The sequence below is a fragment of the Prevotella communis genome, from assembly GCF_022024115.1.
Classification (GTDB): Bacteria; Bacteroidota; Bacteroidia; order Bacteroidales; family Bacteroidaceae; genus Prevotella; species Prevotella communis.
In genome coordinates, this window is sequence record NZ_CP091792.1 from 783,967 (window position 1) to 807,392 (window position 23,426).

18 protein-coding genes are annotated in these 23,426 nt (G+C 47.3%); 11 read left to right on the top strand and 7 right to left on the bottom strand.

Annotated features, from left to right (window positions below; genetic code table 11):
- Position 1: 1 nt before the first annotated feature.
- The 4 genes from L6468_RS03045 to L6468_RS03060 all read left to right on the top strand — a co-directional run bounded on the left by L6468_RS03045 (position 2) and on the right by L6468_RS03060 (position 5,931).
- On the top strand, positions 2–1,762 hold the full coding sequence (locus tag L6468_RS03045; protein ID WP_237795075.1) for a RagB/SusD family nutrient uptake outer membrane protein: 1,761 nt from the start codon (positions 2–4) through the stop codon (positions 1,760–1,762).
- Between the two features lie 23 nt (positions 1,763–1,785).
- Entirely contained in the window at positions 1,786–3,195 is a 1,410-nt protein-coding gene (locus tag L6468_RS03050) for a DUF4960 domain-containing protein (protein ID WP_237795077.1), read from the top strand.
- 70 nt (positions 3,196–3,265) lie between these two features.
- Positions 3,266–4,849 carry a glycoside hydrolase family 32 protein gene (locus tag L6468_RS03055; protein WP_237795078.1) on the top strand — a complete coding sequence of 528 codons (1,584 nt, stop codon included), beginning with the start codon at positions 3,266–3,268 and terminating at the stop codon, positions 4,847–4,849.
- Positions 4,850–5,013: 164 nt separating this feature from the next.
- Complete coding sequence (locus L6468_RS03060; RefSeq protein ID WP_143005690.1) at positions 5,014–5,931, top strand: hypothetical protein; 918 nt, start codon at positions 5,014–5,016, stop codon at positions 5,929–5,931.
- 193 nt (positions 5,932–6,124) lie between these two features.
- Here L6468_RS03060 and L6468_RS03065 read toward each other — a convergent pair whose 3' ends face one another.
- Together L6468_RS03065 and L6468_RS03070 are read right to left on the bottom strand one after the other, a co-directional pair.
- A complete protein-coding gene (locus L6468_RS03065; protein WP_237795080.1) occupies positions 6,125–6,370 on the bottom strand; it encodes a hypothetical protein in 246 nt (81 codons plus the stop codon).
- A 223-nt stretch (positions 6,371–6,593) separates the two neighbouring features.
- Positions 6,594–6,725: a DUF4372 domain-containing protein gene (locus L6468_RS03070; protein WP_237795082.1), complete on the bottom strand. Its 132-nt coding sequence runs from the start codon at positions 6,723–6,725 to the stop codon at positions 6,594–6,596.
- Positions 6,726–6,897: 172 nt separating this feature from the next.
- Here L6468_RS03070 and L6468_RS03075 point away from each other — a divergent pair, with 172 nt between their 5' ends.
- The 6 genes from L6468_RS03075 (at position 6,898) to L6468_RS03100 (ending at position 12,812) form a co-directional block, all read left to right on the top strand.
- The gene (locus tag L6468_RS03075) at positions 6,898–8,601 is read left to right on the top strand and encodes a DUF723 domain-containing protein (RefSeq protein WP_237795084.1); all 1,704 of its coding nucleotides are present in this window, start codon (positions 6,898–6,900) and stop codon (positions 8,599–8,601) included.
- Positions 8,602–8,616: 15 nt separating this feature from the next.
- Complete coding sequence (locus L6468_RS03080) at positions 8,617–9,825, top strand: RES domain-containing protein (protein WP_237795086.1); 1,209 nt, start codon at positions 8,617–8,619, stop codon at positions 9,823–9,825.
- A 316-nt stretch (positions 9,826–10,141) separates the two neighbouring features.
- Positions 10,142–11,437 (top strand): hypothetical protein, encoded by a 1,296-nt coding sequence (locus tag L6468_RS03085; RefSeq protein ID WP_237795088.1) that lies wholly within the window; start codon positions 10,142–10,144, stop codon positions 11,435–11,437.
- Positions 11,434–11,784, top strand: a complete 351-nt coding sequence (locus L6468_RS03090) for an MmcQ/YjbR family DNA-binding protein (protein ID WP_237795090.1) — start codon at positions 11,434–11,436, stop codon at positions 11,782–11,784. The genes L6468_RS03085 and L6468_RS03090 overlap by 4 nt, the downstream gene beginning before the upstream one ends.
- 69 nt (positions 11,785–11,853) lie before the next feature.
- On the top strand, positions 11,854–12,486 hold the full coding sequence (locus tag L6468_RS03095) for an ORF6N domain-containing protein (RefSeq protein ID WP_237795092.1): 633 nt from the start codon (positions 11,854–11,856) through the stop codon (positions 12,484–12,486).
- Positions 12,486–12,812 (top strand): hypothetical protein, encoded by a 327-nt coding sequence (locus L6468_RS03100; protein ID WP_237795094.1) that lies wholly within the window; start codon positions 12,486–12,488, stop codon positions 12,810–12,812. The genes L6468_RS03095 and L6468_RS03100 overlap by 1 nt, the downstream gene beginning before the upstream one ends.
- Before the next feature lie 248 nt (positions 12,813–13,060).
- Here the strand turns inward: L6468_RS03100 and murQ are convergent, their stop codons facing one another.
- Together murQ and L6468_RS03110 are read right to left on the bottom strand one after the other, a co-directional pair.
- Positions 13,061–13,870, bottom strand: a complete 810-nt coding sequence (gene murQ, locus L6468_RS03105) for an N-acetylmuramic acid 6-phosphate etherase (protein ID WP_237795101.1) — start codon at positions 13,868–13,870, stop codon at positions 13,061–13,063.
- Positions 13,871–13,886: 16 nt separating this feature from the next.
- Positions 13,887–16,133 (bottom strand): M6 family metalloprotease domain-containing protein, encoded by a 2,247-nt coding sequence (locus L6468_RS03110; protein ID WP_237795108.1) that lies wholly within the window; start codon positions 16,131–16,133, stop codon positions 13,887–13,889.
- A gap of 183 nt (positions 16,134–16,316) precedes the next feature.
- Here L6468_RS03110 and L6468_RS03115 point away from each other — a divergent pair, with 183 nt between their 5' ends.
- Complete coding sequence (locus tag L6468_RS03115) at positions 16,317–17,612, top strand: leucine-rich repeat domain-containing protein (RefSeq protein ID WP_237795110.1); 1,296 nt, start codon at positions 16,317–16,319, stop codon at positions 17,610–17,612.
- A gap of 85 nt (positions 17,613–17,697) precedes the next feature.
- Here L6468_RS03115 and L6468_RS03120 read toward each other — a convergent pair whose 3' ends face one another.
- The 3 genes from L6468_RS03120 to L6468_RS03130 are packed head-to-tail and all read right to left on the bottom strand — an operon-like array spanning position 17,698 to position 23,425.
- The gene (locus tag L6468_RS03120; protein ID WP_237795112.1) at positions 17,698–18,555 is read right to left on the bottom strand and encodes a T9SS C-terminal target domain-containing protein; all 858 of its coding nucleotides are present in this window, start codon (positions 18,553–18,555) and stop codon (positions 17,698–17,700) included.
- A 47-nt stretch (positions 18,556–18,602) separates the two neighbouring features.
- A complete protein-coding gene (locus L6468_RS03125; protein ID WP_237795119.1) occupies positions 18,603–20,342 on the bottom strand; it encodes a RagB/SusD family nutrient uptake outer membrane protein in 1,740 nt (579 codons plus the stop codon).
- Between the two features lie 20 nt (positions 20,343–20,362).
- Positions 20,363–23,425 (bottom strand): SusC/RagA family TonB-linked outer membrane protein, encoded by a 3,063-nt coding sequence (locus L6468_RS03130; protein ID WP_431356692.1) that lies wholly within the window; start codon positions 23,423–23,425, stop codon positions 20,363–20,365.
- Position 23,426: the final 1 nt, after the last annotated feature.

The window sequence follows — 23,426 nt, forward strand, 5'->3', positions numbered from 1 at the left end:
TATGAAGACTATATATAAAGCATTTTTCGCATGTTGTGCGCTTGGTGGTTTAACTTCTTGCTCTGACTTCCTCGACGACCAACTGCCACAGGCTACACTGACCGAGGAACAAGCAAAGGATCCTGCTAACGCAGACAACATCCTTACCTCTGCATATGCCGGACTGGTAACCATCGAGGATATGAACGCCTCGTTCTCCTTGTGGAACTACGACACGCGCTCGGACGATGCATATGTTGGTGGTGCCGACCATTCTGATGGTACTCCTTTCCATAACCTGGAGCTATGTACCGGTGTGATGACCACCGACTGGAACTTCAGTTCCATCTGGACCAGACTCTATAAGTATTTGTCGCGCGTTAATCTTTGTCTTAATGTGCTGTCGAATGGCAATCAGGACGATGCAGCCGTTCAGGAGCGCATAGCAGAGATGCGCTTCCTGCGTGCCTACGGTCACTTCCAGCTGAAGCGCTTGTTCAAGAAGATTCCTTTTGTCAACAAGCCTAATCTGGGGGAAGAAGATATTAAGAATATCTCAAATACCGAATACACCAACGACGAAGGTTGGATGCAGATCATCGAGGACTTGAACTACGCCTACGAGCATCTGCCTCAGACGCAGGCCGACAAAGGTCGCCCCAACAAGTCTGCTGCCGCTGCCTTCCTCGCCAAGGCTTATCTCTACAAGGCCTACCGCCAGGACGATGCCAACAGCAATCAGGTAACCAGCATCAATGAGGACGACCTGAAGAAAGTGGTGGAATACACCGAGCTCACCCTGTATCGTGGCTACGACCTTGAGGGCGACCTGCACAACAACTTCCGTCCTGAAGAAGCCTACGAGAATGGCAAGGAGAGCATCTGGGCCATTCAGTATTCAAAGAACGACGGTACGAACTACGGTAACCTGAACTTCTCAAACCGTCTGATTCCACCTGAGCTTGAAGGTATCCTGGGCGGTTGCGACTTCTACAAGCCCTCACACAATTTGGTGAATGCCTACAAGACCGACTTCGAGGGCCATCCCATGTTTGATGAGGCTAATGCCACAGACTATGCTGTGCTTGTAGGCAAGACCGTCGGCAACAGCCAGACTGTTGATCCACGACTCTTTATCACCGTGGGCATGCCCGGTACACAGTTTATGTTCAATCCCAGTCCCAAACTTACCATTGGTGAGGGCAAGCCTTGGAGTCGTTCTAATGGCAACTATGGCAATTTCATCTCCCTCAAGCAGTGCGTTGACCCCGACCTGACAGATAAGTACATCTTCAATGCAGACAACCAGTGGGCCACATCAATGAACCGCATCGTGTTCCGCTATGCCGACGTGCTGCTGATGCGTGCAGAGGCACTGGCACAACTGAACCGGACTGGCGAGGCTATTCAGCTGGTGAACAAACTGCGCAATCGCGCCAAGAGCATGCAGTCAAGCAGTGTTGTGGCCAACTATCCCAGTACGCTGAACGTACGTTACAATGTGAAGCCCTACGAAGGCACTTACGACAAAGCCAAGACATTGAGTATTGTCAAGATGGAACGTCGTCTGGAACTGGCTATGGAGTGCGAGCGCTTCTTCGACTTAGTGCGTTGGGGCGAAGCAGCCAGCGTGATCAATAACTTCTATGCCACCGAGAGCAAAAGTGCCAAATTCCTTGAAGGTGCACAATTCGTGGCCGACAAGAACGAATACCTGCCTGTGCCTCACGAGCAGATGGCTGCCTCTAATGGAAAGTACACTCAGAACTGTGGTAATTGGTAATAAGAACATTTAAACTCAATATTATGAAGACTAAAATATTTAATATCATCTGTGCACTGATGGTTGCCTGCGGGTTTGCTGCCTGCTCAGACGATCATACAGGCAGTCTCAGCGTCGGTGGCGATTGTCTGGTGCAGAAGTTCGTGCTTAACGACCAGTACGAAGCAACCATCGACATGGCCACCAAGCTGATCAAAGTGAAGGTGCCCGTCGATTTTACCGCTAAGAACGACATGGTTGTCACCAGCATGATTGTTTCGCCAGGAGCATCCAGCAATATCAAGCAGGGCGACCATATCAATGTGGAAGCCGACCAGACCTTGCGCATCACCAATGGCGACCTGATGATGGAATATCGCATTGCCGTGCGCAATGACGAGGCCAAGCTCTATAACTTCTACCTTTCAGGCATCAAAGGTGCCATCAACGAAGAAGACAAAACCATCACCGTCTATGTGCTGGGCATCAGTGGCATCGACCTGAGCAATGCTTCCTTCACTGTAGATAATAGCGAGGATGCTGTCAGTTTCCCGGCCAGCGGTTCGACTGCCGATTTTAGCGATCCGAACAATCCGTTCCAGCTCACGCTGAACGATGGTACGGCTACTAATACATATACCGTGAAGATCGTGCTGATCGATAAACCTGTAGCCATCTTCGCAGGCAACGCAGCTAATGTCGATGAACTGAAAGACGAAGAGAAGGCTGCTGCCAAATGGCTGACCAGCAATATTCAGGGCTCGGCTTATGTCTCTTGGGAACAGATTGCCAACTTCGACGGTCTGCTGGACGAGTGTAAGTTCATCTTCTTCCATCGCCAGACAGGTGCTTATACCTCCTTCTCTGGATTTGAGGGAGGCGAGAAGAGTGCCATGGATGCTCTGCCAAAACTGAAGGAATACTGGAAGAAGGGTGGCGCTTTCGTGCTGCAGCGCATGGGTGTTAACCTGGCAGCAGCGTTAGGTGCTATGCCACAAGACGGTTGTCCTAACAACTGTTGGGGTGGCAATGGCGAAGGTGGTCCACAGATGGGGGATGATCCCTGGACGTTGCCTGTCTTCGACAAGAACCATGCTTTGTGGCAAGGACTTGTTGTCAACCCTGCCAATCCCGAAGCCATTTACACGCTTGATAAGGATTACACCATCTGTAACTCAGCATCTCAGTATCACTGGGACGGCGTTTCCGACGAAGCCCTCTATCAGAAGTTCGACGAAGTGACTGGTGGTAAGGCTCGCCGCCTGACCGGACATGGCAACGAGATATCCTCTTGGGAGTTGAAGAATTACGATGGCAATTTCGGAAAGGGTGGTATCATCTGTTTCGGTGCCGGTCTGCTCGACTGGTATTCTCCCACCGACTATACCTCTGTTTACCATGAGAACATGGGCAAGATTCTGATGAATGCCTATCATTATCTCACCGGTGAATAATCAATAACTGTCTAACCTTATATAATAGAACAATATGAACACTAAAAGCATAAAAAAATTGTCCCACACAATGACAGTGATGAGTTTTTGCTTGGCGGCCATTGCACTCTTTTCCTGCTCTGACGACAAGATTATAGGCGATCCCGGCAAGGACTGGAATAGCAGCGAAGAGCGTTATTCGCCTGTTGACGAAGATGCTTTTTTGACCTACTTTAAGCCCGCACTTGGACGCGTAGGCGACCCCATGCCGTTCTACGACCAGAAGGCAGGCAACTTCAAGGTGCTCTATCTGCAAGACTATGATGACAATGCCAAGTATTGTTTCCACCCCTATTGGGGCGTTCAGACCACCGATGGATGTAACTATCAGTCGATTGGCGAGGTGCTGGCAGTAGGTAGCAACGACTATCAGCAGGATGCTGCGCTTGGCACTGGCTGCTGTTATTATAACGAGAGTGAAGGTCTGTACTATATTTACTACACTGGCGAGAACGCCGACTGTAAGGATCGCCAGGTGGTAATGCGTGCCACATCACCCGACTTCAAGACCTGGACGCGCGACAATCTTTGGCAGCTCCATGGTTCCGACTATGGCTATTCTGGCTGGGACTTCCGCGACCCACAGATCTTCGTGGCCGACGACGGTCTCTATCACATGGTCATCTCTACCAAACCTTCCTACGGTGGCGATCCCAAGTTCGCCGACTTCAAGTCTGCCGATATGAAGAACTGGGAGCACGTCGGTCAGTTCAACATGGTGTGGGAGCGCATGTGCGAATGCCCCGATGTGTTTAAGATGGGCGACTGGTGGTATCTCGTGTTCAGCGAGGGACAGGCAGTCAACTGGAGCCGCAAGGTGAAGTATGTCAAGGCCAAGAGCTGGGACGAGCTGAAGACTTGCCTCAACGACCCCAAGGTGTGGCCCGACTATAAGGAAGGCGTGCTCGACAGTCGTGGTTTCTATGCCGGCAAGACGGCCTCAAACGGCACCGACCGTTATATTTGGGGATGGTGCCCATACCGTTCTGGCGCAGATATCGATGCCAAGAATGTCAATGTGGGTGCTGGCGGCGAGCCAAACTGGGGTGGTGCGCTGGTTTGCCACAAGATTATCCAGCACGAAGACGGTACCATCTCACTCGGCGAGGTGCCTGCCATGGCAGCCAAGTACAACAAGCAGCAGGCGCTTCAGGTGGTGGCTAGCAATGGTTACGCCAATAGTCAGCTCACTGGCGAAGGCGCCTATGTGATGTTCGGCCGACTGGGCACCTGCAACCACATCAGCATGACGGTGAAGACCGAAGGCAATGCCGACAGATTCGGCATCTCGCTGGTTCGCAGTGTCGATGCCAAGAAGTACTATACGCTGATGGTAAACCCCGAGGCCGGTGGCGAAAAGCGCAAGGTGAACTTCGAGCAGGAGGGCGAGGAAGGCAAGGGCTTCATCGAGGCAATCGATGGCTACGAGGTTCCACGTCCTGAGGATAATACCTATCAGATTGATATCTACACCGACAACTCCGTTTGTGTGATGTACATCAACGACAACGTCTGCTACACCAACCGCATCTATGGCATCCAGAAAAACTGCTGGAGCATCAACAACTATGGTGGTAACATCACCATTAGCGACTTGAAGATCAGTCAGCAGTAAGAGATTATTTGCGACAAATAAGAAAAAACGTTCAAGGTGGCGTAAAAATGTTACCCTGAACGTTTTTTTTTTATTCTATGAAACATTATTGATAGTACTTATTGTAATTTGATACTAATTTTGCAGCAACCAAAAACAATATTAACTCTAAAACAACAACGCTTATGAAAAAAGTATTTTTACTCGCAATGCTCTTCGCAGCAACAGTTTGTAACGCACAGGTAGTTCTCTGGGACGGAACGGACAAGGAAGTCGGTTCGGACGGTGGTTTCTGGAACCGTGCAGATCCTACTGTAGTAGAAGAAGATGGCAACAAGATAATGAAGTTCACGCTGAAGGCTAACCCTGGTGGCTGGAACGACGAGCACCACAACGCAGCACTGCCTGTTGGCGATGTAGACTTCAAGGCACTGCGCCGTTTGACCATGCGCCTGAAAATGACTGATGCACACAATGTACTGGTACAGCTTGAGGGTAAGGATGGTGCCTATAATGCTGAGCGTATAGCATGGTACAATGGTGGTGACGGATGGCAGGTTATGGTTTATGAGTTCGCTGCCGGTCCTGACAACGAAAAGGTTACGGATAATGGTAATAATGTGCTGGCTATCTGGCCTTTTGAAAAGACGCCTCAAGGTGAAGGTAAAACCTTCTATGTCGATGATATCAAATTTGAGGGTACGATGGTGAATGGCAAGGGTATTCTTGCATGTGCCGACAATTCGCTGACAGGTGAAGTCAAGGTGACTGGTGTCATTGGCAAGGGCACCTATCAGTGTACATGGGATGGCGACTGGCATCCGGAGGCTTACGACGACTATGCTCTGCTGGCTAAGAAACTGGCTTCTACAGCTACTGTTCTCGACGTCTCAGAAGCTGGCCGTTGGGACGAGGACTGGACAGCCATTCAGACTAAGTGTCCTGGCATCGTCATCCGTACCGATGCTACTGGCATTGCCAATGTAGCAAAGAGCCAAGAGCAAACTGCCAACAGCCAGTACTTCAACCTCGCTGGTCAGCGCGTTGCTCATCCTGCTAAAGGCCTGTATATCGTCAATGGAAAGAAGGTTATTGTTAAATAGTTAGGATTGGTTAGTAGTTTTTTTTGATGAAAAGATTTTTAGTTAGTTAGTGTGCCGCCCGCGTCTATAGAGACTGCGGGCGGTTTTTTATTGCCAGAGCAGTTTTTAGAACACCTGGGGACACTCGACCGCCCCCTATGTACTTCTAGTATCTTCTGTAGCTGGGTCGTGCTGCGACGACTGAACTCAATCGTTAGAGCCATTTCGCAAACATCGTTTTGAATTCACCCATCGAAACTGTCTCGCCACGATCTACGGCAGCTATTTCCTCCTCAATATCTGGAGTCACCTGCAATACGCCGTCCACGATATTTGCATAATCCATATCTTCAGGAATTGCCAGTACTTCAGGCTCTGCAAATGCCACAGCGGCCTCAGAGGCTTTCATGCAACTGCCGTCCTCTTCCTCAATACGTGGATATGGTTTACTCTTTTTCATGACGATTATCTTTCATATTTTCTGCAAAAATACGACAAAAGAATGATACTTCCAAATTTATCTTCCACAAATCTTCGATTCACATCGCACTTTTCTGATTATTGAATAGTATAGTTCGCAAATGGATGAATGCAGAGGTTTTTAGGAGTCACTTGATGTCACAGATTGTGATTTCAAGTCTTTTGCGGTCGCAATTCGCGACCGCAAAGTATTCCACTCTTATTTAGTAAGTAAAACATCTGATGTGATGACAGAAGACTGTGATGGCAGGTGTCAGTCCCCTGCCATCTTTCCTGAGCTCGTAGTTAGGGATGAGAGACATCAGTTGCGAGAATACAGTATTTCCGGCATTCATATCCTGTGCTATCTTATATATGAGACAGTACAAAGATACAAAATCAAATCGGAAAATTTTAAAATCGCTGTATCTCATTGATAATTAAGTATTTAGTTAACGTTCTAAAAAATATTACCGGACACTAGTGATTCTCCATTTATATTTTGTATCTTTGCAAAAAAGTTAGGCTATGAGAAGAAAGACAAATGAACAGTTCATTAAAGATGCTAAATTAATATGGGGTAATCGCTATGATTATTCACATGTGGTATATACCAATTCCAAGAATAAAGTACTGATTAGGTGTATTGAACATGATGAACTATTTGAACAAACTCCCTTCTGCCATGTTGTTATGAAAAGAGAAGGATGCCCAAAATGCCAAGAAATTGGGAAGGAAAAAAGTCGAAAGAAAAGGGCTTTGTCAACAGAAGAATTTATCCGTAGATCAAAAGTAAGGTTTGGTGAAAAGTTTAATTATTCATGTACAAAGTATGTCAATCAAAATACTAGTATTGAAATAATCTGTCCTATAAATGGGCATGGCAGAGTAAAGATGTCACCGCAGGCCCATTTAAATTCTGATTATGGTTGCCCAAAATGTGCTCGTGAACATTGCCAGAATAGCCGGAAAATTAGCAAAGATGAGTTTTTAATAAGGGCAAAGAACAAATATGGGAACGGCTTTGACTATTCAAAAATCGAATATGTAGGGTATGAAAAACCCATCATCATTTATTGCAATGAGCATGGATATTTCCAAACCACACCATTTTACCATTTGCTTACAGATAATGGTGGTTGTAAAGAATGCGCAAAAGAATCAGTAGCGAAAGCTATAAGAAAAATGACTACGGCCGAGTTTATAGATAAAGCTCGTGAGATACATGGGGATCTGTTCGACTACTCCTATACCAAATATGCTTCATACAAGAAAAAACTCAAAATTAGATGTCCTAAACACGATTTTGTTTTTGAGATGCTTCCTCAAACCCATCTCAACGGAAAGGGGTGTCCAATTTGCGATTTGGACAAACTAACAGATTACGAGAAAAGAAGAGATGTTGCATTGGCAGAGCGCAAGACTTTTAGAGAGAGACAAGCATTAAAGCGAGAGAGGAGTAATAGACTCCTTGCAGGGAAACCTGCAGGCATAGCTTATGGCGTCGAAGAGTTTTTGCGCCTAGCGCATTTAATTCACGATGATGACTTTGACTACAGATATGTAAAATCACAATACGTAAATCTTAATACACCTGTAACTTTTATTTGCAAGCGGCACAATAAAGAATTTTCTCAAACTCCAATAAAACATCTTAGAGGACAGGGATGCCCTAGATGTATTGGAAGATTACGTACAACAGAATCCTTTATTGAAGAGGCAAAAGAAGTACATGGTGACAGATACTCTTATGAGCATGTTAGATACAAAGATTGTGGAACAAAAGTTTCTATCACATGTAAAGAACATGGTGATTTTGATATGATTCCGGTGGAACATTTACGTGGCAAGGGATGCCCTGATTGTTCAACATCAATTTTGGAAACTCAAGTTCAGGTTTTCCTTCAAACTCATCTTGATGTAGAATTTGAAACACAAGCACAATTCCCTTGGCTCAAAACGACAAGAACAATGCCACTTGATATTTATATTCCCCAATATCATGTTGCAATAGAGTGTCAAGGTGCTCAACACTTCGCAGAAAGAGGAAGATATGAAGATTTAAAAGTTCGACAAAAGAAAGACAGACTAAAATATGATCTTTGCAAAGAACATGACATAACGGTTCTATACTATGCTAAAACGACTTATGAAGTCCCTAAAGACTATTGGGCCAATGTGTATATAAGGTTAGATGACTTATATGAGGCCATTATGGCCTCGAAGCATTAAAACATTATTATTTTTATGAAACAGTATTTAGAATTACTGGACAGAGTTCTTGGCAATTCCAAAACTCTTAGTAAAATTGAGTTTGAAAAAGAGTACAAAGGAAATCCAATTCAAATTATCCTTAGTGCTCCACTTGTCTTCAATGACTCAATGAGCCTATATAGAGGTAGGCTTGCTGATGATGTTGGGAAAAAAGAAGATTTGTCAAGCCCTGCAACGTTTTCTTATGTTCCCCTTGTGTTGAACAAAGATGGACTGCCAAAAATGGGAAGGGCTAACTATAAGGGGCAGTCTATCTTCTATGCATCTGAGCAAATGAAGACTAATTTCAAGGAGATTAGTAAAGACAGTAATATAGGCGATGAGGCATATATGGCGAAATGGAAACTCAAGCCTAATTCAAATCTTTGTTTGTATCGTACAATACCTGCATGGGGAATTAATACAGATAATGAGCCTAATAGCATCTTCACGATAACAGAACCTAATATCGTTAATAGCGAATTAGGAGTTTATTTGAAACGTTTAGGCTATATAATGATGTCAACTGAAGAGATTGGAAAGTATCTAGGCTCTTCGTATATTGCGAATTGTATTTATTCTGCTAATGGTTTTGCCAAAGATTCAGCTGGAAACAAATATGAAATTCATTATGATGGTATTATTTACCCCAGTGTTGCCTCTGGTGGAACGGAAGAGGTAAATATCGCACTAAAACCAGAATTCGTAGACAAGAACCTTGAACTTGAATGTGTAATCAAAGGACGCTTAGCTCCAGATATGCGGTCTGTGAAATATGAAAAAATTGGAATCAATGAAAATGGAAAAATCGTATGGTATACATCTTTTATAGACGAGGATTCTATTATGAATATTGTTACTCAATATTATGGCTCTGATGGAAATAATGTTGATGTATCAAAAGGAAAGATTCTTGATGCTGACAATAATGTCGTTTCAGAGTTGATACCATTGGTTCATGCTTTAAAATTTCATCGTGATGAAGTGTTTAATGCTTTGGCGCAATTTATACAGACAGAAGTTAAGGAGAACCAAACGGTAACGAAAACATCTTTGGAAAAGAGTGTGAATCTAGGCCTCATTCGAGAATTTAATGGTTGGAAGTTACTTAGTGGCGGAAAGAGTACACCACTAAGTAAAGTCATGTATTCTTTCACATTGAAGAACCAGTTAAGAGAAATTATAACTGACGAAGTGAGATAAATTGTTTGCAATTGACGATGCCAGATCTAGGAACACCTGGTGTCCGCTGCTGCTCCGACATACCTTAATTATTCTCAAAAACAGCCACAAAATTACTCATAAAACCTCAGAATTTATCAGAAATGACTAATTTTGCAACATTGTTTAAGTAAAAAGGTCTTGGTAGTTTAGAGCCCCTTGATAAGGGGCGGCTATAATGCAGGGATTAAGAGTATGAAGAAAGTAATGTTTTTGCTGGCAGTAGGAGTGATGTGCCGCAGTTCGCGACTGGCTGTTCAGACAAAGCAAATAGACCTTGGCAAATCCAAACCGACAGATGAAAAGATTATATATTGAGCGTTTCTACTTGAATAGGGCCGATGACGAGTACCCTATGACAGTGCGCATCATCCTGCAGATGAGGGATGGCGTGGACGGGCATCTGCTCGAAGAAGCAGTGGCAGCAGCACAGACGAGATACCCTTACCTGTGTGTCAAACTTGGTGTCGAACGCGATGCTGACGGCAACGAGCACTATGTCTATCACGACAATCCACAGCCTTGGAAAGTCAATGGCTGCCGACAGCCGGTATGTTTGTGCAGTGAAGAAGCCAACGAACATCTGATGGCTTTTTCATGGTGGGACGATTGCGTGGCATTGGATTTCTTTCATGCGCTCATCGACGGGACTGCCGCCTATCGCATCCTCAAGACATTGCTCTATGAATACTGCCGGCGACGCTACGATAGTGAGTTAGACCCTGCAGGAGTCTGGGTGGCAGGTGACATCATCGACGAGGCAGAGTGGACTGATCCTGCCACACTGCCAAGACCAACGAGCATCCACCCGCAGCAGCTGCCTGAACGTCCTAAGGTTATCAATCTGGCCACCGATGCCATCGTACCCCTTGCTGATAAGAAAGAAGTGGTACAGATACGCATCTCTGAGGAGCAGATGATGAAGCGTGTGCGGGCATGCGGTGCCACGCCTACTTCTTTCCTAACCCTGCTTCTGGCAAGAGCCATCGCTCGTCTGCATCCAGAGAGTGCGCCTCTGGCACCAACCGTTACAGTAGCAGTTGATTTGAGAAAGACACTCGGAACCACTGCGGCACACCATTCACAAGTAGGCGGACTGTTCCTGCCACTGGGGCAAGATATGCGGCAGGCGGACTTTGATACTCAGATAGCAGCTTTCCGCAAGATGATAGCCGAGCAGACTTATCCAGACAACCTGCAAGACTATTTCTGGCAGACCCAAGACCGGATGGAAAGGGTGGAACAGCTGCCCACGCTTCAAGCCCGCTATCAGGCCTTTGCTCCGACAAACCAACTGAGCCAGCAGTACGGTTCATGCATGTTCAGCTATGTAGGGAAGGCTGGTCTTGGTGCTGCCGAACAATATATCAGGGAGATGCGCACGGAGACCGACTCTGCCTATATGATTGTAGTGGAAGTAAGTGCTGCCGCAGGTGTTTTCAGCATCAGTTTCATGCAGCGTTTTGCAACCGATGTATATCTTGATACGTTCCTCGACGAGCTGCATCAGCAGGGGCTGACTTACGAGATTCCAGACCGTCATCCGCTACAGATAGCCCCCATTGCCGATTATCGAAATGCTAAGCCGAAATGAATATAGAAGACTATCGCGAGTATTGCCTGTCGTTAGGCGAAGACATAGAAGAGAAACTGCCTTTTCAGAAGTTCAAGAACGGAGAGGGAGTATTGGTGTTTTACGTAGCAGGACACATGTTCTCATTCTTCGATTGCAATGATTTCTCCGTTATCTCGCTGAAATGCCAGCCAGAACGCATTGAAGATCTTAAGGCACAGTATGAGTGTATCGGGAACCCGTACAACGAATCACCCAAACACTGGATAGGCATTAATCCAACGACAGCCCCTGATGATCTGCTGAAGGAACTGACTCGAAACTCATACAAGGTAGTCAAGGCGAAATATACGAAAAAAAAGATATGAAACTGTTATTATCCTTATTATTGACTGTGGCCAGTCTTTCAGCTTTTGCACTTGAAAATAGATTAATCAATGGTAAACAATACAAATAAAAAGAATCATAAAAAGGAACTGGTCGCAAAATGCGACCAGTCCAAGGAGGTGGTTGCAAATTGTGATAACCTTCAAGAAACCAATCTCAGTCAATATGATATTGAGAAGCTAATTGTTACAGTAAGAGGTGAGCAAGTGCTTATAGACCAAGATATTGCAAGGCTTTATGGAGTAACGACAAAACGTCTTAATCAACAGGCAAAGCGTAATATTGAAAGGTTTCCTGAGTCTTTTCGTTTTGAATTGACAAAAGAAGAAGTTGGCGAGGTGGTTGCAAATTGTGACCACCTCCAGTCTTTGAAGTTTCGTCCCACCTTACCTTATGCTTTTACAGAGCAGGGAATAGGACAACTTTCAAGCGTTGTGCATAGTAAAATTGCTATAGAAAGGAGCATTACTATTATGAATGCTTTCGTGGCTATGCGACGTTTTATGGTTCAGAATGCTGGCATACTGATGCGAATCGCTCATCTGGAAAGACAACAGATAGAGACTGACGAGAAGATCGACAAGATTCTCAACAGAATGGACGAACAATCGCCCAAACTCCTGCCAGAGCAGATTTTTGCCACTGGTTGCAGTGGGATGCATGGACGTACGTATCTGACTTAGTGAGGAGTGCTAAGCAGCGCATAGTGCTGATAGATAACTATGTAGACGATCGAGTGCTTTCGCTTTTGGATAAGCGAGCTGATGATGTGGAAGCTATGATTAATAGCCGCTATTACGAGCCGTTCCTGGTGGATCTGAAGAAGCATAATGAGCAGTATCGTGAAATTAAGTTCATACAATTGCCACAAAGGAACCATGATAGATTTTTGATTATCGACGATGATGTCTATCTGCTTGGTGCCAGCGTGAAGGATATGGGCGCAGGCATGTGTGCTGTTACGAAGATGGAGGTGTCGCCAGAAACTGTATTGCAATTATTGAAGTAACGGCCATGAGATCAAGTAAATAAAAAAGTAAACAAAATTACGGGCCTTAAAAATGGCCAGTTAACTAATTTAATCGTTTGAGTTAACTAAAATCATCAATCGAGTTAAATCAAATCATGATTTTAGTTAACTCAAAATTTTAGGGGTGTTTTAGGGGGATTTTAGGGATATTAAAAAATATCTTACAAGGCAACTTGATTACGGCAATTGTTCAGTCGCTCGTTCAGTATCTCGAACAGTTCTTCTGTTTATTTATTGTTTAATACGCCATCCACGCTGCCTGCCTCCAGCAGACGGCGTTCGGCTTCTTCATAGGAGATGCCAAGCGACTCCTGAATCATGCGGGTGCCGCGGTCTACGAGCTTGGCATTTGTGAGCTGCATCTTCACCATGCGGTTACCCTCTACACGTCCCATGCGTATCATCAGCGTGGTGGAAATCATGTTGAGCACCATCTTTTGTGCTGTGCCGCTTTTCATACGACTGGAGCCTGTGACGAACTCAGGGCCTACAATCGTTTCAATGGGAAAAGCAACGGCCGAGGCAAGGGGCGTTTCTGGGTTGCTGGTGATGCAACCAGTAAGCAGTCCGTGCTGACGGGCTTCACGAACGGCACCTATGACATAAGGCGTGGTGCCGGAAGCGGCAATGCCTATCACGGTGTCGTCTGCTGTAGGCTGGAAAGACGCGAGGTCCTTCCAACCTTGTTCAGCAATATCTTCAGCGTTTTCTACGGCGTGGCGTAACGCCTTGTCGCCACCAGCAATGAGTCCAATCACCCAGTCTTCTGGCACACCAAAGGTAGGAGGCAGTTCGCTGGCATCGAGCACACCCAGACGGCCGCTGGTGCCTGCGCCCACATAGAAGAGTCGGCCTCCACGTTTCATCCTTGGCTCAATAGCTTCCACCAAAGCCTGAATCTGCGGCATAGCCTTGTGTACAGCCTCTGCCACCAGCATATCCTCTTCGTTGATATGTTGGAGCAACTCAGCTACCGACATCTGTTCCAGGTGATCGTAGCGTGAAGGCTGTTCGGTGATTTTATTTTCTATCTTCATTGCTGATATGAAATAGTTATCTCAGGTATATCTTTCCGTTGCTCACAAAGGCACCCTTGGACGGCTTCTTGCTGAGACGACGTCCCTGCAGGTCGTAGATGGGTGCTGACTGACGGGTGATGGATGACAGCGTGATGCCAGAAGCATCGGTAACACCCGTAATCTCTACATCGTCAATCTGCCACCAGTACTGCAGACCTTCGTTGGTGGTGTCGTAACAATGGAAACGAATCTTCATGGTCTCTGACTGATAGGGTGTCAGGTCGAGCACTATCTTCTGATAGCCAGAGGCTGGTGTAACGGTCTTTCCTTCTGCATCGCGAGGATAATCGCCCAGCACATTAAAGAGCGAGGTCCATGAGTTGCCATTGTCGCTGCTCACCTCAACAAGATAGAGGGGGGGCTGCTTAGGCGTGGCGTTGCCACCATTGGTGTGTGAATAGAATGTCAGCAGCGTGCCATTGGCAAAGGTGGGAGAGGTGAGCTTGGCATCCTGATGGATCTCCTCAGAGAAGGTCTCGAGCATAGACATGGCGTGCGTACCGCTATTCACCATCTTCTTGGCCTTTCCATTGGTGGTGCCCTCAGTATATTGCCATCCCTTGCCGCTCTCGCCCTCGTTCTCGATAACCCAGCCGAGAGGATTCTGCGTGTTCTCGAAATTATCAGAGAGAATCACATTACCCGTCTGCTGTTCCTGGGCAATGGTGAACGACTTGTTAAGAGCGGCATCGCTGTTGCTGGTCACGATTAGCGTAGCCTCGCGAGTAGCACCCGTGGTGTTGTCGCTATTGGCTGTGAGGCTTACGGTAGTGGTGCCGGCATTACCAGATACAGGTGTCACGGTGAGCCATGCAGGCACGCCAGTAATGGTCCAGTCATCGTCAGAGGCGATGGTGAGGCTGGCAGCAGCATTAGCCTGTCCTTTCAGGGTGAACGACTCCTGAGAGAGAATCAACTGCTTGTTACTCTCCAGAAGGTCGAAAGAGATGGTCTCGCCACAGGTTGACACGTTGGCAATGGCGAAGTTGGCCTTCGTACCATCGCTATAGAAAGGCTGCAGGGTAGCAGCACCTCCGATGCCTGTGCGACCACTCTCGGCACTCAGCGTAGCCTGGGAGATGGTGCCGTCGGCCGTTGTGGTGCCACCAGGACGGAAGATATATTGCTCGTCCAGACGGGTGGTGCCGTTGTAGTTGACATTACCACCTGTATAGGCGGGATTGATACGATAAACGAGCAGACCCTCGGCAGGCAGAATGCTGTCGAAGCCCGCCTTGCGACGATATTCCAGGACGAAGTATTCGTCACGTCCTACGGGGTGAATCTTATAGGCGATATTGTCCTTTGTGTCGCTCTCTACAGGATGAAGCGTATAGGTGCCGTGAGCCTTGATCTCAGGAATCTCGTCAATCCACTTGCAATAGCGCCACTTGGTATAGACCGTCATCTGTTGGGCTTGCATCTGATTGTCGCTCATCAGGTCCCACACGCCAACAGGATTCAATTTGTCGTTGACATGATAGAGGTCGTAGGTGCCCAGCGAGTGAGACATCTCGTGGCAGAGTGTTCCTGTATTCAGTTTCAGTGGGTTGAACTGTGAGCCATAGCCATTGGCATAGTCGAACACCATGAGGTAGCTGGTCATCTTTTTGCCTTTGATGCGTACTGCCTTGTCGTCAGGCAGTGCCAGGTCAGAACGGTGAGGCCACAACAGGTGCTTGTTGCCAATCTCAGAACCATTACTCAATACGATGGTAAGGTTGTCCACGATGCCATCGTTATTCTGGTCTATCATTACACCGTCATCAAGGGCGTTGTTCAGTTTGTTGCAAATCTCTGTGACAAGCGTCAGCTCACGGTTGGCTTTCTCTGTGTCGTCCTCATAGCCATCGGGTGCTACGCTTGACTTCTGTTGATAATAGGTACGCGTATGGGCTACCTGCATAGACGTGATGTTCTCGCCCTGCTGAACAGGGTAGAACGTGCTGCGCCATGACAGTTGACCATAGCTGGCCACGCGGAAATAGTTGAATACGGAATTGGCTCCACTCGTCTCGTCATTGAACAACTGCTGATAGGTGGTCACGCTCTGATCGAAGGCGCGACGCTCAGTCTCAGTGTTCACCTCATCTTCATCGGCAAAGCGCACAAAGCACACCAGGTTCTGCAAATCACCTGTGTTCTTGTCGAAGGCCTGCGTCGTTGTGGGAACCAAGAGTAGAAGGATGGCCGTAATGACCTGAAAAAATCTTTTTATCATGTTGTATTTAATCATAGTTTCTCTTTCGGCATGCAAAGGTATATCTTTTTTTGAACATCTTGATTGTTCGTGGTCAGTTTTTTTAATAAAAATATAATAATTATTATTTTTTATGTGGGTTTTTCGTGCATTTTTATTACTTTTGCAGCCATTATTTAAAATAATTGTTATAAAAACACCATTATGAAGGAAAAAGTATTACTTATGATTACTTTGCTCTCTGTTTTCGTTGGAGGGGCAAAGGCGCAGGAGCCTGCAATCACGTTGACAGCTCCTGCCGTAGAGCGTACCATCACCATTGGCTTGAATGCAGCCGGCAAGGTACAGATTGATTGGGGTAACGGCGAGAAGGTAGAGCAAGAGGCTACTGCAGCCTATGACGGTTGGGACAATGCGCTGGAGTTCACTGGCACACCTTCTGGCGAGGTGAAGATCTATGGTGAGGGCATCAATTACTTGCAGAGCTTCACCAAGATGGTTGACGGCAAGGTAGAGAATGGTATAACTGCTATTGACCTGAGCAAGGCTACAACCATTACTGAGCTCGATCTGCATCAGAATAACCTGACTGCTCTGGATCTCTCTAAGCTCGCAGCTCTTGATAAACTGACTATTGGCGTAAACAATTTTGAGACGATTGACCTCAGCGCCAACACAGAACTGACAACTTTTGATGCTAACTGCACCGCAGATGGTAATCTTACATCACTCGACCTGTCGAAGAATACTAAGTTGACTACACTCAAGGCTAACAACAATAAGATTCAGACTATCGATCTCTCAAAGAACCTGTCTCTGAAGAACGTCTACCTCTTGGGTAATGGCCTGACTGCAGTTAACTTTGGTGAGAACACCACTGCCAAGATCTATATCTCGCTGAACAATAATAAGCTGGAGACACTTGATGTGACAGCACTTACAGGTTTGTCTACTGGCTCTTTGCTTCTCTTGAATAACAACCTGACCGAGGTGAAGCTGCCTACAGCAGTAAAGACTTTGAATGTTACAGGCAACAAGTTCACACTGGCTTCTCTCTATGCATTGACCAATAGTTCTACAATCACTTCGCTTACCGCTGCTTCTATGCAGGATATGGTTATCGCTGACGCTATCAACGAGAGCATCGACCTCTCTGAACAGGCTATTCTGGGCGAGAATGCTTCTACTATCAAATGGTTCCAGAAGGATGGCACAGAACTGGTAGAGGGTACTGACTATACCGTAGAGAATGGTGTCTATACCTTTATCAAGGCACAGAATGATTCTGTTTATGCTACCTTGCAGAATACTGTGGCTCTGCCTAAGTTGACCACTGCTATCAAGACTACGCTGGCAAAGGTTACGCCTGTTGTCGCAAATGGTATCAATACCGTAGCAACAGGTCGTAAGACTGGTGTGGTGTATAACCTGAAGGGACAGCGCATCGCCGCTCCTCGCAAGGGCTTGTACATCATGGATGGCAAACTGATGAGAAAATAACCTTTCAGGTAGCTGAATACAAAATGCCCTGGCAGTCATGATGACGCCAGGGCATTTCTTTTTGTATCTATTAAAGATGTGTTGCTTACATAATCACCTTCTTACCTGCAATGATGTTGATACCCTTAACAGGTGAAGTCATACGCTGACCAGCCAGGTTGTAGTAGGCGTTGCGCTCCTGCTTGTTTGTAATAGTCTCCTGAATACCTACAGTCTCCTGCTTAGGAGTGGTGATGCGGATAGCATGGACGTAGATAGGGTATTTGTGGCAGTTCTGCAATGCGAAGTAAACAGGGCTCTCGCTTTTGAAGGTTATATCATTGTTGAAACCATTGTTCAATGACTCAACGCCTTCCCACTTCCACTGTCCTGCGCCATGAAGTGAACCAAGCACAGATGCTTTGGCATAGATAGACTTCGTGTCGCCAGTCCAGGGATTCTCACCAGTACTGTTATCATTATCGATACCATTAGTGGACGAAAGCATCAAGGTACGTCCCAACATACGTGCTTCGGAAGAAAGCATCAGGTCGATGGTAGCGCATGAAGGCAAGTTGAGTACCAAGCAACCACCATTCGTAGCCATCATGGCACTGGCAGGAGCAAGTACGATAGCGCCCTTGATGCACTCATCCTTGTTGACGCCCTCGTCAAGGATTGTGTTTCCTTGTGTGTCAACACCGTATGCTTCAGGATCAGCATAGGTCTCTGTGTAGTCAGGGTTGATATTGGCAAAAGCCAGCTGAATCACTTTGCCGTTGGGGTCAACGGTGTAAGCATCTTCGTTGATCTTACCAACGTATCTGTCAATCTTCTCTTGTGTGTTCAACCAGAGCCAACCATCTGCATCGCAGTCGGCTGGTGAGAACAGGTTGAAGGTTTCCTGAGCGCTGGCACTCATCGTTGCAACGGCCAGCATGGCAAGTGTAACAATCTTTTTCATAATCCTTTTTTATTATCCTTTTTTGTTATTATTGAAAATTTCAAATATTAAATCTCATTCCAGTCAGGGTTCTGGTCGAACTGCTGATACTTCACCTCGCTCCAGGGGATAGGCAGGTAGTACTGCTTGAGCTGGAAGATGTAATTGGCACTGGCACGACGGTCAATGTTGCTAACTTGATACTTCGTGGTGCCTTTAGTCACCGTGATGGTTATTTTCTTCAGAGGATTGGTAGAGCCATTGCGCTTCTGATAGACGGTGCCCAGACGGAACATATCCCAATAGGTGCTCTCCTCGAATGCCAGTTCCACACGACGCTCATTGAGAATCTGGTCGATGGTGATAGTGGGCAGAGCGTCCATGTGGACACGCTGACGGATATCGTTGACCTGCACACGTGCTTCCTCTGTATAGCCCAGATTGAACAGCACTTCGGCATAGTCGAGCTTGGCCTCTGCCAGTCGCCAGATGATATAGTTCTGCTTAGAGGCATAGGTGTCGTTATTGTCGATTGCCTGTGTCTCGTCAACAAACTTACCCATGTAATAGCCTGTAAGGGTGTAGCCGGCTGTGGTAGATGTGCCGTAGGGCTGGAGGTCGGCTCCTGCTACGCCGTCGGTGGTGTGCATGTTGAGCGTCTGACCTTTATATACAGAGCCGTCATAGAGGATGTTGGCATAGAAACGATAGTCCAGATTGTCGTAGGGATGGTTGGCATCGTAAACGGCACCATCGCGCATGCCGTATTCCAGCACATGGTTATGCGTGGGAGTATATGCACAATAGGTGCCCGTGAGTGATGGGGGTGCGGCATAGCGGTCCAGACGGTGTCCGAACTTGTTGGCATAGTCGCCATCATCAGAATGCTGTACCTCCAGGATGCTCTCCTTGCTATTCTTGGTGAGGAATATCTGACGATACTCGTTCTTAATGCCATCTTGTGTAGTGGCTGCGATAGGAATCAACTCGTAGGCGTTGAGGGCAAAGAGGTCTTCGTAGGCTGTCTTGGCTTTCTCCAGCATGTTCTGACGCTGGTTGTCTGTGAAGCCTAGGTATGACTTTGAATTGTCCTGATAAACCTCGCTGGCAGCCCAGAGATAAGCTTTTGCCTTGAGCATAAGGGCGGCACCACGCGTCACGCGACCTGCTTCAGAGGATGATTGCGTGACAGGGAGGATACGTGCTGCTTCGTCGGCCTCCTTCACAATGAAATCAAGCATCTCCGTATAGCTGGCACGAGGCGTGCGCTCCGCATTCTTCAAGGGGTCGATAGTGTGGTCAATGAGAGGTACACCACCAAAACTACGCCACAGCATATAATAATAGTACGCACGGAAGAAATGGGCCTCGCCATTGATGCGCTCACGCAGGGTAGCATCGCTAATGCGGTTGCTATTCTCAAAGAAGGCGTTGATATACTGTATCTGTGTGTAGTCGTTTGTCCACAGATTCTCTGCATAGTCGGTCAGCGTCTTCTCATTGCCTTTGAGCATATCGCTATAGCCTGAGTTGAGCCAGTCTTTCTTGCTGATGGTAATCTGGTCACCAAGCCAGGGAAGGAAATAGCGCGACATGGAGCCGAATCCAGACGAGGTGAAGATAAAGTTATTGAAACCGCTGTTCATGTTGCGGTACCACGTGTTTACATATTCATCGAGCAGCATGGAGTTGGTCCAGACATCTTTCTCTGAAATCTGGTTCATGGGCGCGTCGTCAAACAGACTGTTACAGCTGGTAACAGACAGCGAGAGCAGGGCTCCTATGATATAAGTATATAGTTTCTTCATCGTTCTTTATATTTATGTGTTTAGAAACCTAAGTTCAGCGTGAGTCCATAACTGCGCTGTATGGGATAGCCTCTGCTGGTCTGCTCAGGATCCATATCGGTCAGGTCGGTCAGCGTGAAGAGGTTGCTTCCCTGAAGGGCAATACTAGCCGATGTGAGGTGGGCCTTCTTGATCAGCGCCTGGGGGAACTGGTAACCGATGTTGAGCATCTTGAGGCGCAGGAAATTACAGTTCTTTACCCAGAAGGTTGACTCCTTGCGGTTGTTGTCGCTGCTGGTAGCAAACTTGACTCGTGGATACTCGGCATTAGGGTTCTCTGGTGTCCAGGAGTCCGTGAGGTGATATCTCTGAAAACGCTGCAGGGTTCCGTTGTCCAGTGAGTAATACTCCTTGATATTCTTCTTGTAGCCAGTCTCGCCCTGGAACATGGCATTGATGAAGAATCCTTTGTAGGAAGCACCCAGTCGTACGGCAATATCCATATCGGGATATGATGAGTTCTTCACATAGATCATATCATTGACATCAATCTTATGGTCATCGTTCTGGTCCACATACTTGATGTCGCCAGGAGCAATAGAGGTGTTGCCCTGTCCGTCCTGGTCGGCCCAGCCGTCAATTTCTTCCTGACTCTGGAAGAGTCCGCAGGCTTCATACATCGTCCACACCATGCTGGGCATACCCTTACGGCGCAGGTTGGCATTCTGTGCACTCTCGTCACCGAAGTCCAGATACTCGTCGTCGGTCTTCGACAGTACCACACCGACATTATACTTGAACTTGCCGATCGTGTTGCGGTGGTTGATGCTGAGATCCCATCCCCATGCCTTCAACTCGGAGAAATTCAGATTGGGCACATTACCGCTGACGCCGATTGAAGGCGGATAGAGATAGTCGGGTGCTGCTGTAATCTTGTCAGTCTCATAGCGCCAGAAATATTCTGCAGAGAGACCTATGCGACCACCCCAGAAACCAAGGTCGAGGGCCAGGTTGTAGTCGTGGGTCTTACCCCATGTGAGGTCGGCATTGGGATTGCCGTTCATCTGGATACCAGGACGGTAGTTGCCGCCAATGGTATAGCCGGAGCGTGGCACCTCCATATAGGTCTTCAGATAACTATAGGCAGCTGCCACTCCATCGTTGCCTAACCATCCGGTTGAGGCTCTCAACTTGGCATTGGTGAGCACCGACTGGTTCCAGTGACGGAAGAAGGGCTCGTTGCTGATGACCCATGCACCAGAGATAGAAGGGAAGAATCCCCAACGTTTTGAGGGGGCGAAATTATTAGAGCCGTCAACACGGAAGCTGAACTCCACGAAGTAACGGTTGTCATAGCCGTACTTGGCACGTCCGATGAGTGACGCACGCTGATTCCTGCTCTCATTACCTGTAAGCGTCTTGTCGCCCAGCGCTGTTCCCATCGTTTCCGGATAGATGCCCTTATCCTGATTGGTACCTTCCATATAGAGCGTATGGGTGCGCTGGTAGTTGGCTACCAGGGTTCCCTCCACGTCATGACGGGCGTTAAACGTTCTGTTGTAGTTCAGACCTATTTCGTAAATCTGACTGTCGTAGAACTGGTCGTACTGGCTGAGAGAGACCTTTGCAGTGGGATATACTGTGTTGGGATCGGGACTATAGCTGTCTGCCGTTGCATCATAGGTATATAATGTCACTGGCTTGCTGAAGGTCTTGCGTACCTGACTATTGTCATCGAAAGTACCTCTTGCATAGGCGTTCAGGCCTTTCACCCAGGGTATTTCCCAGTTAAGGGTGGCTGTGATAGCCTGCATCTTGAAATTGTCCTGTCTGTAGCCGCCCAGTCCCAGGATATTGATAAGTGGGTTACTGCCGTCGGCACTGGCCAGTTCGCCATTGGTGAAACGGAGCACCTGAACAGGCGAGAAGCTATAGGCGGCATCAACCGTGGTATAACTGGAATTCTTGGCATTGGTGCGTGAACCGTTGAAATCGAGCGAGAGAACCAGTCCCTTGGCAAGTGTGGCATCCAGCTTCGCCATATAGTTCAGTCGCTGACGGCCCACGCCGCTATAGATACCCTTGGTGTCGGCATAGCCAAATGACATATAGTACTTCACTGCATCGCTGCCACCAGAGGCTGATAGGCTGTGGGTGGTTGACCAACCTGTCTTGTCGAGGTAGTCGAGCATATTCTCGTCACCATAGACATTGGGATTGCTGTGTGTGCGGATCTCTTCGAGCTGGGCATCCGTATAGGGTGTCAGCGTAGAGCCGCTATTCTCGATAGCCTGGTTGCGCAACTTGGCAAACTCATAGGCATTCAGGAAGTCGGGCAGGTGAGTGGCTTCCTGCAGGTTGAACTGTCCGCGATAGTTCAGGTGCAACTTCTGCTTGCCGCTTGCCCGCTTGGTCTGAACGAGGATGACGCCATTGGCAGCACGGGCACCATAGACAGCTGCAGCTGCAGCGTCCTTCAGTACGGTGACACTCTCGATATCATCGGGGTTAAGGTCGCTCAGGCGCATCTCACCATCGCTGGTGTTTGTACCAAAACGGGGCACACCGTCGATAACCAACAGTGGGTTACTGTTGATACCACGTACATGGAGGTCTGCCTCACGAGCCGAACTGGGGTCGCCTGTTGACTGCATCACCTGCAGACCGGCTACCTGTCCTACCAATGCCTGGTCGAGATTGGTGGTCGGCATCATCAGCAGGTCCTCTGCCTTGATGGTCTCTACCGAGCCAGTGAGGGCGGCTTTCTTCTGCAAGCCATAGCCCACAACAACTACTTCATCAAGATTCTGAGCATCGTCTTCCATCTTGATGCTTACCTGGGTCTGTCCTTCGCCAAGAGTCAGCTGTCTGGTCTTGTAGCCGATAAAGGAGACCACTAAGGTGCGGGTCTGCTCACTGGGAGCAATAGAAAAAGTTCCGTCAATGGCAGTGGTGGTAGCTTCTTTCGTTTCTTTCCACCTTACCTGTGCGCCTATGACGGGTTCATTGCCGCCATCGACTACCTTACCCGTCACTTTCTGTTGTGCAAACAGTGAGGTGACTGAAAAGGTCAGGAACGCTAATAAAAATAGAATGCGTTTCAAC